Raw genomic sequence first — 16,378 nt, 5'->3', positions numbered from 1 at the left:
AAAGAAAATAAGAAGGAAAAATCTACAGAAACTAATAAAAAAGAAAATAAGAAGGGGAAATCTACAGAAACTAATAAAAAGGAAAAACCTTCGGAAACTAAAAAAAAAGATATACAAGGGGCAACCCAAGATAACTTGACTGAAGAATTTAGGAACTCAGGCCCTCAAGAAATGAACGAACAATCCTCAAAGAAAAATAATTTAAAAGAAAAAAGGAAACTGATAGATAAGAAATGTTACGAGTTAATAAAATCCACTGAAAAAATGTATACAGAAAGCGGAAATGAAAAAAACGATTATTGTTCATTGATGAAATTTGCTGAAAAAGTGCATGGGAAATTGAAGGCAAAACGGTTAAAGCCTTAGATACAATCCAAGGCTAATTGAAAGGAGGACATGGAATGATGATTTTGTTTTTTTCTGTAATTGGGGGAGTCTTCTATTCTTTTTTTGTAAAACCTCAAAATCAAACCACTCCTGATACCGTAAATATTACACCATCCAAAAGCAAGGCGGCGGAGGTAAATGCTTAGTTCACAAATTGTCTTGATGTCAATAATTTTTACTTTAACAATTATTCTCATGTTATGGAGACCATTTGGGATTAATGAAACGATACCTACTACAATAGGTGCCTTGACTGTATTAGTTGCAGGCATTGTTCCTTGGATGGATGTTTTAAATATATTTGATATTATCAGGGGCGCTTCGTTAACCATATTATCCACCATAATGATGTCTATTGTACTTGAGAGCATTGGTTTTTTTAGGTGGGTTGCTTTAAATATCATCATCCGGTCTAAGGGTTCAGGGGTTAGATTATTCGCCTATACTAATCTCCTATGCTTTTTCATGACAATGTTTTTCAATAACGATGGAAGTATCCTTATCACAACTCCTATTATTATTCACATTGTAACGTTACTAAAGATTAAACCTCACCAAAAAACCCCCTTTCTAATATCAGGAGCTTTAATTGCAACGGCAGCGAGTGCCCCAATAGCAGTAAGCAATATTTCCAATTTGATTGCACTAAAGATTGTAGGATTGAGCCTTAATAGTTATATCAAAATGATGTTTGTTCCTTCAATGATAGGGATTTTAACAATCGGGTTATTACTATATCTATACTTTAAGAAGGACCTACCAGGGAAAATCCCCAGTGTACCAGTAAAATGGGATAAAACCTTTTCACGCTATGTGCAAACTCATCCACTCGATGTTAAACAACAATCCGAAGATAATGATTGGAAGTTGTTTAAAATGAGTTTTGCAATCGTCATTTTAACTCGGGCGAGCTTCTTCGCACTTACACCATTTGGGGTTCCCTTGGAATTGATCGGTTTGGTTGGAGCGTCCCTTTTGATATTACTGAGATGGTATAAAACCAAAACTGGTCTTAGCGATATTGTAAAGAAAACACCCTGGCATGTTCTTTTATTTGCTTTCAATATGTACGTGCTGGTATATGGTTTGAAGAATGTTGGCTTGAACGATTATATAGTCAGCAATTTAAAACCCTTAATTATGGACAGCCCATTCCACGCAACCATGATCATGGGCATATTATTAACTATCCTATCCAATTTTTTTAATAATCTTCCTGCAGTTATGATAGGGACTTTGTCGATAACAGAGATGGGATTGGATCCTCACCTTGTGCAAATTGCTTATCTTGCTAACGTGATCGGAAGCGATATAGGTGCTTTGTTGACGCCTGTTGGTACGCTGGCTACATTAATTTGGATATATATATTGAAGAAACACTCCATCAATATCTCATGGGGAAAGTATCTTAGAGTTACCTTTTTGATAATTCCTATAGGGTTAATTGTAAGTTTACTCTCACTGTATTTTTGGACCACTTGGTTATTAAAGTAGGAAGGAGAGGTTATTATGAATAAAATCTTACAAAAGATCAGAGGAGAAACAATTAAAATAGAAATTTCAGGAAGAAAATTCTTTTTCGGTACACTGGTTGATACTGGTATTGATGTAGTGGTTATCTTTAATGGGCAGGATTTTGTGTATCTTCCAATAATTCATATTCAAAATTGCAAAGTAAATACTACGGAAAACGAGGAGATTTCCCTTCCTGTAGACTCACCTGGAATTGAAGCTGAGGAAGAATTATCACTGCGAAAAATTCTTTTATCCGCGAAAGGGATGTTCACGGAAATATACGTAACTGGTAACCAGCCTTTACACGGTTATATAACAAGGGTGATGAATAATTACTTTGAATTCTATTCACCAGTTTATAAGACTATGTATATACCTTTATTTCATTTAAAGTGGATTATCCCATACACAGACAATCAAACTCCTTATGGTTTAAGTAACAAGGATCTTCCTGTACATCCTTCAAACATTTCATTGGCAAGAACCTTTGACGTACAAGTGGAAAAACTGATCGGTAGCTTAATTATTTTTAATATAGGAGAAAACTCCAATTTAATTGGACAAATTAATAAGTTTGAAGATAATTTTGTTGAACTTATTACGGCAAGAGAGGAACTTGTATATTTAAATCTTCATCATATTAAAACAGTTCACCTACCCTGAATTAAAGGCAGCAAATATGCTGCCTTTTAGATATTCCTTTTCTAAAGCGTAACAAGGTGAGAATACTTTACGAAAGGCTGTTTTCGCATACTTTGTTGCTATTTACCAAGGAAAGCGGTGTGGTTGATTTCCCCTCCAGATGCTCGCTTTCCGCGGGGCGGGCGGTAAGCCTCCTCGGCGTAAACGCCTGTGGGGTCTCACCTGTCCCGCTGCTCCCGCAGGAGTCTCGCACTTTCGCTCCAATCAACCTTAAATCGTTTAGTTTTTAAAAACAACAATCTTTACGAAAAGAGCCTTACGAAAAAACCACTTCTTACATATTTATCTTTTAGTAAAAAATCAGGAATTTGTTCAATCCGCTTTTTTTTCCTCATAATGATTATCGCTGTTGGCTTTGTCCATGGAGTGGTCGAAAACCAAGGGAGTTTTTGTTGAATTGAAATAAGTGACACCCCTTCCCGAGGGTCTTTCTTTAGATACTCGATTTCTACGGGATATTTAATGGGTATCCTGGTTTCTTATCATGTATAATTTGGAATTAATTATAAACAAGTGGATAGCGTTGAAATATTTCGGGGAATTTACTAGTAACAAACCATTCTATAACTTTAATGAACTCCCTCAGTTTATAGACAAAGCTCACGAATACTCGTTTATTCTCAGGATTTCAAATCACATGGTATAGGTTGATTTAGATGAACGAAAGAGATAGGACCGTTATTATAAGATGAGGGAAGATTGAAATAGGGATCTATTGAAAATCCCATTATTATTTATACTACACGCATTTTCCACGCTGCCCTTGGAGGCTTTCCCCCCCCCATCTCAACGGATTATATTCATATGTCCTTTCATTCCTTCTTCATGCCTATCCAAGGGGGGGAGGCCGGTTTTGCAAACGGAACGGGCATTGCCCTTTTGTTCATTACATCAATCTTTTGAAATAAATAAATACTGTAGTATGTGTAAAAAAATGTAATTTAATAAAGGCATATTGTATTATTTAACTATGGATAAATATTAAATAAATAGAAGAAGTTAAGGCTGACATTAGTTAGCCTTAACTTCTTTTCTGGGAGCGGGTTTTATGAAAAACAACTTATGGTAATAACGGTCATTTTATTTATTGGGATTTCAGGTTGGTTATTATATGATAATAAATCAGCCGAAAAAACAAATGAAAATACAAAAGGAGTTCAACCAGGATTTGAGGAAAGTTCTAACACCATATCCTTCGGCCTATTAGATGAAATCGATAAAGTAGTAAATAACGGAAGTATACTAGAACCAAAAGAAAATAAGCTCGAGTATACCTTTTCTCACTCTAATTTTATCGAAGTGGAAAGGGACTAAGCATTAATTGTCCTCGATAACTTTAAACAAATTCCTTTTACAGTCCAAGGAAAGCAGTACAATGTATATCCTTTTAATGCGAGGGCAAATAAAACCGTTGAATTCAAGACAAGTATTTCCGTTAAAAAAGATACAAGTGAAATAGATTATCTTGTTATTAAAAAACCTAATTATTTTACAGAGAAATTAGATATTCCAAAGATGCATTCATTACAAGAAATTTTACCTTTGCGCTTTCAGGTTAAGAACAACAGTCAGAAAAAAAAATGCTACCTTTACTCCTGAAGAAATGTTTAACGAAGGACCAAACGATACCATATTTATAAGTAAACAAAAAGAGGAATTAACGATTCTTCCAACAGAAAGAAGTGGGGAAGATATTTATATATCTGTCGGAAATATTAATGAGGAAAAAGAAAACTACAATATTGTTGCTTTAAGTAATTGGAAGCAAGTTCCTTTTGAAAATAATGAATTAGTAGGTAATGTATTAGTGAATCCAGGTGAAAGAAAAGTTTTTAAATTTAAGCTGCCATTTGTAAAAGCTAACTCGAATTTTCAAGTTATTGCTTTACCAAGACCCTATGAAGTTAGCGAAGAAGATTATGAGAGCACAAGAGCAGAGGGGTCAATGCGAGCAGTTATAAAACCCTAAATAGTATAATAACAGGTCCGAACAGCTCAATAACCTTAGATAGGAAACAAATAAAATCCTCTGACAGTTTTTATCAAGTTGATATATATAGTTGTTTGTGAGTTTGTCTAATTTTTTGATGCTAGGGCTAGTAAATTCAGAGTAATGTCCATACAGGTAGAGAAAAATTTCCTTAGCTTATTTGAAAACCCTTCTCTAAATTGAGAGGGGCTTTTCTAAAGTATAGGCTTAGCTTTCCTAACTCTAACTCCGTAATATCAATATCGTCGTTATAAACCACTTGATCAATTCGGAAATCCTCACTTGCTGCAAATCTAATTATAATCTGCTGAATCCATTCGTATGCCGCAATAGCTGATGTCCAGTCTGGGTCCTATTTAAAGTCTGAATTTAGAACAGGGAAGCTTCCACATTGTAAAAACTTCGTTCCTTTTGAATGTAAGTACACTTTGATATTTATGTTCATTCTTACCTACCTCAGAGAAGGATCATACCAGCCTTCACCAATGATCATATTCTCACCTTTCCTTGTATAAGTGAATTTCGCTATATTTTGACCTTCTAAATGATAAGGTGCTTCCCAGAAAATCGTCACCTCACTGATATCGTCCTATTTGGCAAGATTAGCTGCTACCAGAGGGGGAGAGAATGTGTAACCAATTATCGTTCTTTCCGGATTTGGATCAAAAAGAGGTCAGTTCTATCCTTGTGAAAGAACTGAAATTGTATAAGCATTGAAGATACAACAACAAAATAAAAAAAAAAAAATTAAAGGAGAAAGGGATTGTTGACATATATTCCCCAAGAGAATGATGTAGCAAAGGAATTAAAAGTGATTCAAATGGAAAGAGCCTTAGAATATAGCCTTTACCCAATAGAACGCAAATTCATTGAAATGAAGTATTTGAGCCATGAAGGGCAGAATGTTATCTATATGGATATGGGGCTACAAAAAGTTGCAATTTTTCAGATTGCATCCTCCTTAGGGATAATGTAAATAGCAGAAAGTCCGTTTTTTATTTCGGTCTTTTTTGTTGTTTAATTGTGTCATTAAATTATTTAGAGCATAGAATGAATTAACCCATTTAAGTTCCTCCTTATAAAAATAAGGAGTGATTGTATGTCAGGTAGTCGTAGAGATGGCTGTTGTGATGGATTTGACGGAGGCTGTGGATTTAGTGGTGGATTTGCCTTTTTAGTTGTATTGTTTATCCTCTTAATTATTGTTGGAGCTAGTTTCTGCGGTGGTTTTGGTGGCGGTGGATATGCCCCAGCATATGGATATGGTGCATGCTGCTAAGAATATCAAAAGCTGACCTAATTTTGGTCAGCCTTTTATTATTTAATTTCTATTTCAGATGGGGTACTTTTAACTTTGTAAATCTGTATTTCCCTGATTCTACGCCTTAAAGTAATCGGCTCATTAGTTTTATAAAAACAGGGACAAAATCAGGAGAAAAAGGCGGACAAAGTTGCTGCCTTTTTTTATGCCCATTTTTATAAGATTAATCCATGAAATAATTCCTGGGAGACGCACAGTTTAAAGTTATTTTAGAAATTGTAAAATCAGTTGTCGGAAATATAAAAGGTGTAATAGACGGTGGACGAAAGGTCATCATGGGTTTAATACAAGTTTTTTCCGGATTGTTTACCGGTGATTTCTCAAAAATGTGGATAGGAATCAAGAATATCTTTTCAGGTTACATTCAGTTTATTTGGAATTTCATGCAGCGAATGTTCTGGGGTAAGCTGCTTAAAGGTATTTATCATTAGCGAAATTAATGGTAAATGCATTCAAGGGCATGTGGGGCAGTATAAAAAATGTTTTTTCTACCGTCATTAAGTGGATCGTGGATTTTGTGAAGAATCGATTTGCTGCAATGAAAAATACAGTGAATACGATTACTACCACTATAAAAAAACTCATCTCTACTATTGAGAATTTTATCTTAGACTTTTTCAAATTAGTGATTAAATCTATTGTGGATTTTATTTAAAAATCGTTTTACAAGTTTGAAAAATACAATCAAGGCCCTGTAAAAGGATGTTGTTGATTATATTGTAGAACTTCGGGGAAGTTTAGTTGAATAATGGTTCTGGAAAGTATAGGTTAGTAAAGTTATACTCTTAAATATAAACTGAATTCATCGGGGGAGAAAATGGAATTATTTGTGGGAATAGCTCTTATACTAATTGTGTTTTTTTCTTCAAGTATTATTGAAAAAAGATTAAAGAATATAGAAAAACAAAACAATCGTGTAATAGAAATTTTAGAAGAAATTAGAGATAAGAAATAAAGGATCTTTAACTATCTACTAATCTATTATAATAGTTCTTCTTTTGTCTATACTGTCTATTAATATGGTATAGATTGGAAAGAAACATGTATGATCTTAACTGATGTATGGGGTTTATATAAGGCAGATAAGCAAATCCAAGGTAATTCTCCACAAACATTAAAGGCCTATTACGTCCAAATAAACTTCATTTACATAATCTTATAAATTGATGGATATCTTACAGTAGGTTGGAACCCCCTTTATAAAAGGTATGACGTCAGTTAGTTAAAATGCTTATAGATTAGCTTATATAGAAGTTTTTAAATTGAAAAAAGGCCAGTAACAGAAATACGCTCTGTTACTGGCCATTTACAAAAACTCTGTTCTCTTTTAAAATAATTTATTTATTTTTTTTTCTAGGGTTAAATGCTCGATTTGAAATCTTATTTCACCTTCATCCTTTTCAGGTTCCATCTCTACCCAATCCCCATTTGTATGAGTCATTGGCATGGAGCCTTCTTGAAAAAATCTATGAAGTCGGCAAATTATTAGGCAGCCCGCATTAAAGCAAAAGGCGAGTAGTTTTTTAAAATACAGAATAATAACAATGGTCCATGCTGATATTTGAGCATGGTTCCTTTTCTTAGGTAGTGCAGGAGAAGGACAGTGACTTGTCTGCAAAATGAAATACCAAGAAGTTAGAAGGGTAGCTAAATTTTTTCAATTTTAGAAAAATATTATCAATATTGCTAAATTGGTAATTTCGATAATTACTATGTTTTACAGTGTACCTTGCCAAAAATGAAAATAAATAAAGAATTTAAATATTAAAACTGTAGATTTTATAAGGTTTACAGAAATGGCATAATTTTTGCATATAAAGATTTGCATACAACGAAGAAATAAAACGGCAGCATTTCAGATTACTAAAATTAGGAGGCATAATAATAATGAACTATTCATCAAAGCTAGTAAAAGTAAATAAAGATCCAGGGCATGGCTCACACATCTCCCCTGTTTATATGACTTCAACTTTTGTTTTTGATAATGCAGAAGTAGGAGCACAACGCTTCGCAGGAGAAGATTCAGGATTTATGTATTCACGACTGGGAAATCCAAATGTAAGAGAACTGGAAGAGAAGGTAGCGGCATTGGAATTTGGCGAAGGTTGTTTAGCTTTCTCATCTGGAATGGCTGCCATAACTGGCTGCCTTTTGGGTGTTTTGCAGGCAGGAGATCACGTTGTTGCACACACAGCGTTGTATGGGGCGACGCACGCATTTCTATCCAAAACGGTAAAGAAATTTGGAATTGATGTAACATTTGTACCGTTTAAGACAGGGAAAGAGCTTGAACCACATATTACAGATAGAACGAAAGTGGTCTACTTCGAAACTCCTTCTAATCCGACGCTTTCCTTAGTGGATATGAAGAGTGTAGCGGCGATCGCAAAGCAAAAGGGTATCTTAACTATTGTTGATAATACGTTTTTGTCCCCATATTTACAAAATCCTATTCTATGCGGCATTGATATTGTTGTCCACAGTGCAACGAAGTATTTGTCGGGTCATGGATATCTTATTGGCGGACTAGTGATTTCCAGCAAGGAAATTATTGATCCGATGAGAAAAGAAGTGCAGAAGACTATGGGAGCAAATTTGGCCCCTATGGATGCCTGGCTTCTCTTTCAAGGGATACGTACATTGCACATTCGCATGGACCGCTCACAAGAAAATGCACAAAATTTGGCTGAACGCTTGGAAAAACATAAGGCTATAGAGAAGGTTTATTTTCCAGGGCTAGCAAGTTTTGAAGATAAAAATATTATGGAGAAACAAATGAAAGGTCCTGGAGCAATGATTTCTTTTGTCTTGAAGGGGGGATACGAAACAGGTGTTAAAGTTATGAATTCTGTAAAACTGAGTACTTTAGCAGTTTCCCTAGGAGATGTAGGTACATTAATTCAACATCCAGCTTCGATGACACATGCGATAATCCCTAAAGAAGAAAGAGAAAAAGCAGGTCTTTATGATGGACTCGTTCGTTTTTCGGTTGGAATTGAGGATGTAGAAGATATATGGAAGGATCTAGAAATGGCATTAGAATAACGGCACGGCTGTAGGATTTGTCAATTTCATTGCGGTTAAGGGAATTTATAATGCTGGCATGAATAGCAAATTACTATCCATATTTAAGAGATTAGCGAAGCAAGGAGGCAAGTGATGTATAAAAAAGGAAAAGGGAGGCTCCTGAATTCTGATGGAGTCAGTGCAGTATCAATCCTCGAGGGTCGGTCAAAAGATTTTCTTCCGCAATTGGGGAGGCTTCTAGCGTAACAGTCATGCGGGAATAATCAAGGCGGGGATAGGAATTGAACCGGAAGATTTGTTGAGTGTTTAGGTTAAATATGATCTGGAAAAATCCAAGTAGATAAAGAAGGTGTAAAAATTCTAAACCTACTGGTTTTAGAATTAAATCATGTCATTGAAGAACGGAATAAACCAGTATATGAGATGTTTTCAATGTTAGGAAAATCCTTGTATTAGTTGCGGATGAATTAAAAATTAGTTTATCGACACTTTATCGTAAGCTAAAACGATACAATCTAAAAGTTTATCCACTTTACCTGAGATTGCAAATGTTATTTGCAATCTTTTTTCGTCTCCGTAGGGGATATTTCGCATATTTGGAAATATCTTTTCCGAATTTGGGAACCGAAAAACAGTTCGGATCGGTAGGTTATCACCATGTTCGTCGCGGAAATGGGAATTTATCAACTAGTTCGATAGTAGGAATGTTGAATTAACAAGGATTTTATTTTGGCACAACCCTTGCATAATATTATAACGAAAAGGAGGAGGTGGAGTCCATTTGAAAAGTATAGATAAAATTTACAGAATATTATAACTATACGGAATAATGAAACTGGAAATCTGTAAACCATCCATTTTTTTGAAAATGCAGGGGGACACTAGTGTTGTATTTTGGTTTTCACCAATAAATTTTCAATTATTCGAGGAACAGGTGAAAATGATGAAATTAGATTACTATACGACAAAATTAACAACGGAGTCGTTCTTAAAATTACTGCCTTTTGCGTAGCTAGAAGAAGTCGAAAGCCTTCATGCGCTGGGCGATTGTCTTTTCGATGACCAGCTTCAAAAGGGAATTAACCTTGATTCTATTAGTATTTCTCAGTTGTCACGCCGTTTATGTATGAATCCAGACCTATTCCAAAGGCTTTTTGTGTAACAAATTCATGTCAAAACGCATTATACGAAACTTGTGATGCCGTTAAAAATCATCGATTCAAGCACTTTGCCACTCTATTTGACGAATCAAAAATGGGCAGAAATCCGCAAAACGAAGGAGGAAGTGAAGTTGCATCTTCGTCTTGTGTTTATGGAAAAAAGAATTTCCTATCCTGAAAAAGCCGTTATGACAACTGCCAAAGAACATGACCGCGGCCTGCTTGAAATCATGCTAGAGGACAAACAGAACCACCTTTTATAAGGTATTTACCTTTTTGGCTCCAAACAGAAAGAGTGATTAAACTGAAAATTATGACACTACTTATCAACGCTGGTGAGGGGGGAATTATTTATGAAAAAGAGTTTCATCATCATCGCTTTTTCGATACTCGTAGCACTTGTATTATCTGCATGCGGAAAGGCTGAAAATCAGGCAGCAAGTCAACCCGGCAAACAGGCAGATGAGAGCAGGGATATACTAGAGCAAATTAAATCGAGTGGGACCATTAAAATTGGAACAGAAGGAACCTTTGCACCTTTTAGCTACCATGATTCTTCAGGGAAGTTAACCGGTTTTGATGTTGAAATCGCGGAGGAAGTAGCAAAAAGACTTGGTGTGAAACCAGAATTCATTGAAACCCAATGGGACGGTATGTTCGCAGGACTCGATTCAAGGCGGTTCGATATTATTGCTAATAATGTAGGAATTACTCCTGACCGCCAGAAAAAATACGATTTTTCAGTGCCGTATATTATGTCAAAACCTTTCTTAATTGTTCACAAGGACAATAATACGATTAAATCATTTGAAGATTTGAAAGGAATAAAATCAGCTCAGACATTAACTAGTAACTATAAAGATATAGCAGCATCTTATGGTGCTGAGATCGTTGGAGTGGAAGGTTTTAATCAATCCATTGATTTATTACTTTCAAAACGTGCGGATGCGGTTGTAAATGACGGACTATCCTACCTAGATTTCAAAAAGCAAAAACCTGATGCACCGGTTAAAACTGTCGCAGAACTTGATGATCCGGCAAAAATGGGGGTCATGATGAGAAAAGGGAATAAAGAATTGGAAGAGGCCGTAAATAAAGCGCTTTCCGACATGATGAAGGATGGTAAATATTTAAGTATTTCACAAAAATATTTTGGAAAAGATGTTTCAAAATAGGGAGGGTTCTACATGTTTGCTGATGAAAGAATGGACCAAATTTTTGACATCATTGTAAATTCCTTTTTCCCGATGTTAAAAGCTGGGGTTGCGTTTACGGTTCCCTTGACATTAGTATCCTTTTTACTGGGACTCCTACTTGCTTTACTTACGGCATTAGCTCGAATCTCGGGAATTAAACTCCTAGACGCTGTTGCGAGATTTTATGTATGGGTGATTAGGGGAACACCGCTGCTTGTTCAGTTGTTTATCATTTTCTATGGCCTTCCGAGTATAGGCATTACGATTAGCCCCCTTCCTGCTGCGATTATCGGTTTTACGCTTAGTGTTGGCGCCTACAACTCAGAGATTATTCGTGCGGCTATACTCTCCATTTCCAAAGGTCAATGGGAGGCGGCTTATTCTATTGGGATGAGCTATCCGCAGGCATTAAAAAGAATTATTCTCCCTCAGGCAACAAGGGTATCTGTCCCGCCTTTGGCAAACAGTTTTATTAGCTTGGTAAAGGATACATCGTTGGCTGCTACCATTACGGTGACTGAGATGTTTAGAGTTGCTCAGCAAATTACCGCAACAACCTATGAACCATTGGTACTCTATTGTCTAGCAGGATTTATTTATTTGATTTTCAGTACCGTTCTTTCGAATGCTCAAGGACAGATGGAAAAACGGCTCGACCGTTATGTGACGGGCTAATTTGATAGGGGGAAATATACATGATTGAAATAAAGAACCTGCATAAACAATTTGGACAAACAGAGGTTTTAAAGGGAATCGATCTAAAAATTGAGGAAGGCCATACAGTTTGTATTATTGGGCCATCGGGTTCAGGGAAAACAACCTTGTTACGCTGCCTGAATTTATTGGAAACGCCTACAAAAGGGACCATCAAGCTTGGAAAGTTTTCTTTGGATTTTCAGGATAAAAAACCAGTTCCAAAAGATAAGGTGATTAAGTTCCGTCAACAAACGGGTATGGTTTTCCAAGGTTACAATTTGTTCCCTCATATGACTGCACTTGAAAATGTTATGGAAGGTCTTGTTTATGTTCGTAAACAAGACAAGGAAGCCTCTCGTACGAAGGCTCTTCAATTGCTGAAAAAGGTAGGACTATCGGAACGGGCGAACCACTATCCATCCCAGCTATCCGGTGGACAACAACAACGTGTAGGAATTGCACGGGCGATGGCTATGGAACCTGAAGTTCTGCTTTTTGATGAACCTACTTCCGCGTTAGATCCTGAGTTAGTTGGTGAGGTTCTTAAGGTCATGAAAGAACTTGCTAAAGAAGGAATGACCATGGTTGTAGTGACACATGAAATGAATTTTGCGCGTGAAGCAGCGGATAAAGTCGTATTTATTGATAAAGGTGTAATCGTTGAAGAAGGAACACCTCAACAAATTTTTGAAAATACAGGGCATGAACGGACATTACAATTTTTAAATAGACTTTGTTCATAGGTAAGGGCAGGTACCCCCAAGCTGCGGAAAAATGGAAAACTCGTTACTCGGCACTTTCCCGCAGGTTAGAACGACAGAATCTTATAACTTATACCCTGGGATTGCAAATTTCAATTGCAATCTTTTTTTGAATAACTAAGATAAAATTTTCAAACTTGGGAGATGGATTTTGCAGATTTAGAGGCTCAGATTGATTCTTCCGTTAAAATGTTAATCCTTTGCAGCCCGCATAATCCGGTGGGAAGGATCTGGACACGACAAGAGCTCACACGGTCTAGGGGGAGAAGGCTTTATGATAACGAATATCGCATGTCCACGCTCTACTATGGAAAAAGCTCTACTACAGTTAGAACAAGCAGTCAAGCAACTTTCCTATACAGGAAAGTAAAACATCAGAATATTGGGGAGGAATTAAAATGGATCACACGAATGAATATGATTTCAAAAATTTTGTTCAAGATATGACGGTTATGGTGGAACTTAGTCAGAATGATAACGAATGTGTTGTGGAAGCAGAAAGGTTAGTGAGGAAATTAATTCAATCCCAATCATGGCTTCCTTCTGAGAAAAGAAGACCCAGTGAGGGAGGGTACACGCGGCATCTGTTGTATTGTGACCCAGAGGATCGTTTCGAAGTGATCGTGCTAGTCTGGAAGCCCGGCCAGAAGACCACTCTTCATGATCACGATGATACATGGGGAGCAGAAGGAGTTGTAGCGGGTAAGGTTAAGGTGACTAATTATATACGATTAGAGGAATTATCTGGGGGTAATATTGTTAAGTTACAGCATACTGATACTATCATTGTAAACGAGCAGAATACAGGAAAGCTACTGCCTCCAGCAGACTGTCATATCTTGGAGGGGGTAGGTAATAAACCAGCAATCACGATCCACGTTTATGGAAAGCAATTGAGAAAATTTCGGGTATTCACCCCTTTAGACGAAGAGGGGCTATATCTTGCAAAAGAAAAGCGGGTTGAATACTCCCCTGCTTAGAATCGATTAAATAGTGAAAGTGTGGTCCGGTCTGTCCTTACATCCTAAGCAGAGGCGGGCTACACAATTTCATTTTGGCACATTCAGAATTTAATGGAGAAAATGCGGATCTACAACTAATCATAATAAAAAGCCACCTTAAAAAAGATGGCTTTACCTCTTACGTCTAATAATAAGGATTAACATGGTAAGGATTAAAATGGTAAAGGTAAACATGATGAGGATGATTACGGAAACCAAATTCATTTAGACGCCAATCACTTAATTTAAATGTCTCATTGGTAGACCATAATGTTTTTTCAAGACAGCCCATAGTCTAACACACCTTTTTTCCATATCTTATGAATGAGTAAATGAGTATGATTGGGTCGTGATAAGCTTCCATTAATGTTGGCGGTATTGCCATATGCCTATTTCCCATATGTTTCTTGCCTTTTTGTACCATTATTCGATTTAGTGGTGCCAATGGATTTGCAAATATTGTTCAAGTGTTACAACAACTATCTTGTATCTTTCCTTTATAACTTTCTTGGACCGTTTTGTTACATGTTTTCTTGGTCTTGAAAAAATTTTTCTCAAACGTGATAGAAAATAGGAATGATTAACCTATAAGAGGCTGAAATAATAGTGATTTTGCAAGGAAATAAAGATTGGCACGAATATTGCAAATTAATATTCATGACTAAGAGATAAGGAGGTAAGCGATGTATAAAGCCGTTATTCTAGGAACTGGACCTGCTGGGTTAACCGCAGCAATCTATTTAGCACGTGCAAACATAAGTCCTTTGGTCATTGAAGGGCCTGAACCAGGGGGGCAATTGACATTGACAACAGATGTCGAGAATTTTCCTGGTTTTCCTGAAGGGATTATGGGACGAGAGTTGATGCAGAACATGCGAAAGCAAGCTGAGTTTTTTGGAGCAAAGTTTAAAAGAGGCTGGGTTAAAAAAGTCGACTTTTCCAATAACCCTTTTACCTTAACGGTGGAAGGAATAGGGGAGCTTAAAACGGAATCTCTAATCATTTCAACGGGAGCTTCAGCGAAACTTTTGGAGATTCCAGGGGAAAGAGAAAATATTGGTCGTGGGGTAAGCACCTGTGCAACATGCGATGGATTTTTCTTTAGAGGAAAGAAAATTATCGTTGTCGGGGGCGGAGATTCTGCTATGGAAGAGGCAAATTTTTTAACGAAGTTAGCTTCGGAGGTTCGGGTTGTCCACCGCAGAAAGGAGCTTCGCGCTTCCCAAATTATGCAAGACCGTGCCAAAAAGAATCCAAAGATTACGTGGAGCTTAAATTCCATTCCTGAAGAAGTGATCGCAGGGGATCGACACGTTACTGGCTTGAAAGTGAAAAACAGCGAAACAGGAAAAGAGGAAGTTCTGGAAAGTGATGGTGTTTTCATTGCCATTGGGCACAAACCGAACACAGCATTTTTAGACAATCAAATCAAAACGGACGATATGGGATATATCATGGTGAATCCTGGTACAACCGAAACGAATATCCCAGGTGTATTTGCCTGCGGGGATGTTCAAGATCATAAATATCGCCAAGCCATTACGGCTGCGGGAAGTGGTTGTATGGCTGCTCTGGATTGCGAAAAATATCTTGATGCAAGTGAATTATGTAGTGGAAACAATCAATCTATCAATGAGAACCAAATATTGGGAGGGTTTTAATAATGAAAGAGATTAAAACAAAACAAGAGTTTGAAGAGGCGATTTTATCAACAAAACCGGTTATGGCCAAATTCTATGCCGAATATTGCCCAGACTGTCAGCATACCGATTTATTTATGCCCATCTTGGAAGAAGCGTATAGAGAAAAAGTAGATATGATTGCGGTAAATCGTGAACATTTTCCAGAGGTTTTAGAGAAGCTGGATGTGTACGGAATCCCAAGCTTTATTGTTTTTAAAGAAGGGAAGGAACTGAACCGCTTTGTAAGTAAACTTGGAAAAAGTCAGGAAGAGGTTGAACAGTTTCTTAATCAAATTGTAGAGGCAAGTGGAAAACTAGGATAGAAAATCCTTGCATGGAGCCAATAAATATTGAGCAGTCACTCAATATTTATTGGCCTCTTTTTAGTATCGACAATCTTATCAACTATTTTTTCATAGAAACTATACAGTTTTTAAAGTTCGAATAACACGGAGACTTTGTGCATGTAGTAGATGAGTATTGTATGACCTTTTTTGCTTCAAGGGGGATAAGAAATGGAACCTATGAAATATGTGAAGGAATAAAATGATCTAAAATCCAAAATGGAGACATCGGCATTAAAGTATGGACTGGAGATTCATGAACGATTGAATATAGCCATGAATTGGATCTATTACTTAATAAAGTTAGATATACAGGATTAAAACAGTTTACGCGTCTTAATGGTTTGTCAGGAGGAACAGAGGATGAAAACAACAAAACGATTCCAAAAAGGCGTATAAAATTTGGAGGCAAGAGTAAGCTAGCATATATATAAGCTGCCGCGGGAGGTGAGTAAGTATGAGTAATGATGCAAGAGGTTCTAAAAAAAATAAACAAAATGATGCAAACCATGTGAATGCCTAGACGAAAGCCAATCAAAGACGAATTTCAGAAATGAATAACCAAGAGAATAATGATAAGGAAGAATAATGGGAAG

General features: G+C 36.6%; 17 protein-coding genes and 2 pseudogenes. All 19 read left to right on the top strand.

Annotated elements, in window-relative coordinates; genetic code table 11:
- Positions 1 to 366: hypothetical protein (locus ACFRAK_RS16905; protein ID WP_394572117.1), on the top strand; the 366-nt coding region annotated here is incomplete at its 5' end.
- Between the two features lie 35 nt (positions 367 to 401).
- On the top strand, positions 402 to 533 hold the full coding sequence (locus ACFRAK_RS16900; protein ID WP_387594728.1) for a hypothetical protein: 132 nt from the start codon (positions 402 to 404) through the stop codon (positions 531 to 533).
- A complete protein-coding gene (locus ACFRAK_RS16895; RefSeq protein ID WP_387594731.1) occupies positions 526 to 1,881 on the top strand; it encodes an arsenic transporter in 1,356 nt (451 codons plus the stop codon). The genes ACFRAK_RS16900 and ACFRAK_RS16895 overlap by 8 nt, the downstream gene beginning before the upstream one ends.
- 15 nt (positions 1,882 to 1,896) lie before the next feature.
- Positions 1,897 to 2,565, top strand: coding sequence for a DUF2642 domain-containing protein (locus ACFRAK_RS16890; protein WP_387594734.1), 669 nt, complete (start codon positions 1,897 to 1,899; stop codon positions 2,563 to 2,565).
- 1,101 nt (positions 2,566 to 3,666) lie between these two features.
- A complete protein-coding gene (locus ACFRAK_RS16885) occupies positions 3,667 to 3,918 on the top strand; it encodes a hypothetical protein (RefSeq protein ID WP_387708149.1) in 252 nt (83 codons plus the stop codon).
- A gap of 289 nt (positions 3,919 to 4,207) precedes the next feature.
- Positions 4,208 to 4,573 (top strand): hypothetical protein, encoded by a 366-nt coding sequence (locus tag ACFRAK_RS16880; RefSeq protein ID WP_394572116.1) that lies wholly within the window; start codon positions 4,208 to 4,210, stop codon positions 4,571 to 4,573.
- A gap of 784 nt (positions 4,574 to 5,357) precedes the next feature.
- On the top strand, positions 5,358 to 5,570 hold the full coding sequence (locus ACFRAK_RS16875) for a hypothetical protein (RefSeq protein ID WP_394572115.1): 213 nt from the start codon (positions 5,358 to 5,360) through the stop codon (positions 5,568 to 5,570).
- A gap of 123 nt (positions 5,571 to 5,693) precedes the next feature.
- Positions 5,694 to 5,873: a YjcZ family sporulation protein gene (locus tag ACFRAK_RS16870; RefSeq protein ID WP_387594737.1), complete on the top strand. Its 180-nt coding sequence runs from the start codon at positions 5,694 to 5,696 to the stop codon at positions 5,871 to 5,873.
- Positions 5,874 to 6,732: 859 nt separating this feature from the next.
- Entirely contained in the window at positions 6,733 to 6,870 is a 138-nt protein-coding gene (locus ACFRAK_RS16865; RefSeq protein ID WP_167555975.1) for a hypothetical protein, read from the top strand.
- Between the two features lie 932 nt (positions 6,871 to 7,802).
- Positions 7,803 to 8,960 (top strand): trans-sulfuration enzyme family protein, encoded by a 1,158-nt coding sequence (locus ACFRAK_RS16860; protein WP_394572114.1) that lies wholly within the window; start codon positions 7,803 to 7,805, stop codon positions 8,958 to 8,960.
- Positions 8,961 to 9,385: 425 nt separating this feature from the next.
- Entirely contained in the window at positions 9,386 to 9,658 is a 273-nt protein-coding gene (locus ACFRAK_RS16855; RefSeq protein ID WP_387596023.1) for a helix-turn-helix domain-containing protein, read from the top strand.
- 152 nt (positions 9,659 to 9,810) lie between these two features.
- Positions 9,811 to 10,350, top strand: a pseudogene (locus tag ACFRAK_RS16850) (DUF4372 domain-containing protein); the annotation flags it as partial.
- Between the two features lie 105 nt (positions 10,351 to 10,455).
- The gene (locus ACFRAK_RS16845; RefSeq protein WP_387594743.1) at positions 10,456 to 11,277 is read left to right on the top strand and encodes an amino acid ABC transporter substrate-binding protein; all 822 of its coding nucleotides are present in this window, start codon (positions 10,456 to 10,458) and stop codon (positions 11,275 to 11,277) included.
- 12 nt (positions 11,278 to 11,289) lie between these two features.
- Complete coding sequence (locus ACFRAK_RS16840; RefSeq protein ID WP_387594745.1) at positions 11,290 to 11,973, top strand: amino acid ABC transporter permease; 684 nt, start codon at positions 11,290 to 11,292, stop codon at positions 11,971 to 11,973.
- A 20-nt stretch (positions 11,974 to 11,993) separates the two neighbouring features.
- On the top strand, positions 11,994 to 12,737 hold the full coding sequence (locus ACFRAK_RS16835) for an amino acid ABC transporter ATP-binding protein (RefSeq protein ID WP_192204155.1): 744 nt from the start codon (positions 11,994 to 11,996) through the stop codon (positions 12,735 to 12,737).
- A gap of 156 nt (positions 12,738 to 12,893) precedes the next feature.
- Positions 12,894 to 13,010, top strand: a pseudogene (locus ACFRAK_RS16830) (aminotransferase class I/II-fold pyridoxal phosphate-dependent enzyme); the annotation flags it as partial.
- Positions 13,011 to 13,153: 143 nt separating this feature from the next.
- Positions 13,154 to 13,735, top strand: coding sequence for a cysteine dioxygenase family protein (locus ACFRAK_RS16825; RefSeq protein WP_394572113.1), 582 nt, complete (start codon positions 13,154 to 13,156; stop codon positions 13,733 to 13,735).
- Between the two features lie 704 nt (positions 13,736 to 14,439).
- The gene (gene trxB / locus ACFRAK_RS16820; RefSeq protein ID WP_394572112.1) at positions 14,440 to 15,417 is read left to right on the top strand and encodes a thioredoxin-disulfide reductase; all 978 of its coding nucleotides are present in this window, start codon (positions 14,440 to 14,442) and stop codon (positions 15,415 to 15,417) included.
- 2 nt (positions 15,418 to 15,419) lie between these two features.
- A complete protein-coding gene (locus ACFRAK_RS16815) occupies positions 15,420 to 15,761 on the top strand; it encodes a thioredoxin family protein (protein WP_387594754.1) in 342 nt (113 codons plus the stop codon).
- Positions 15,762 to 16,378: the final 617 nt, after the last annotated feature.

The sequence above is a fragment of the Peribacillus sp. NPDC056705 genome (assembly GCF_043656335.1).
Note: the sequence above shows the minus strand (reverse complement) of the source record. Positions and strands in the feature narration are given on the sequence as shown.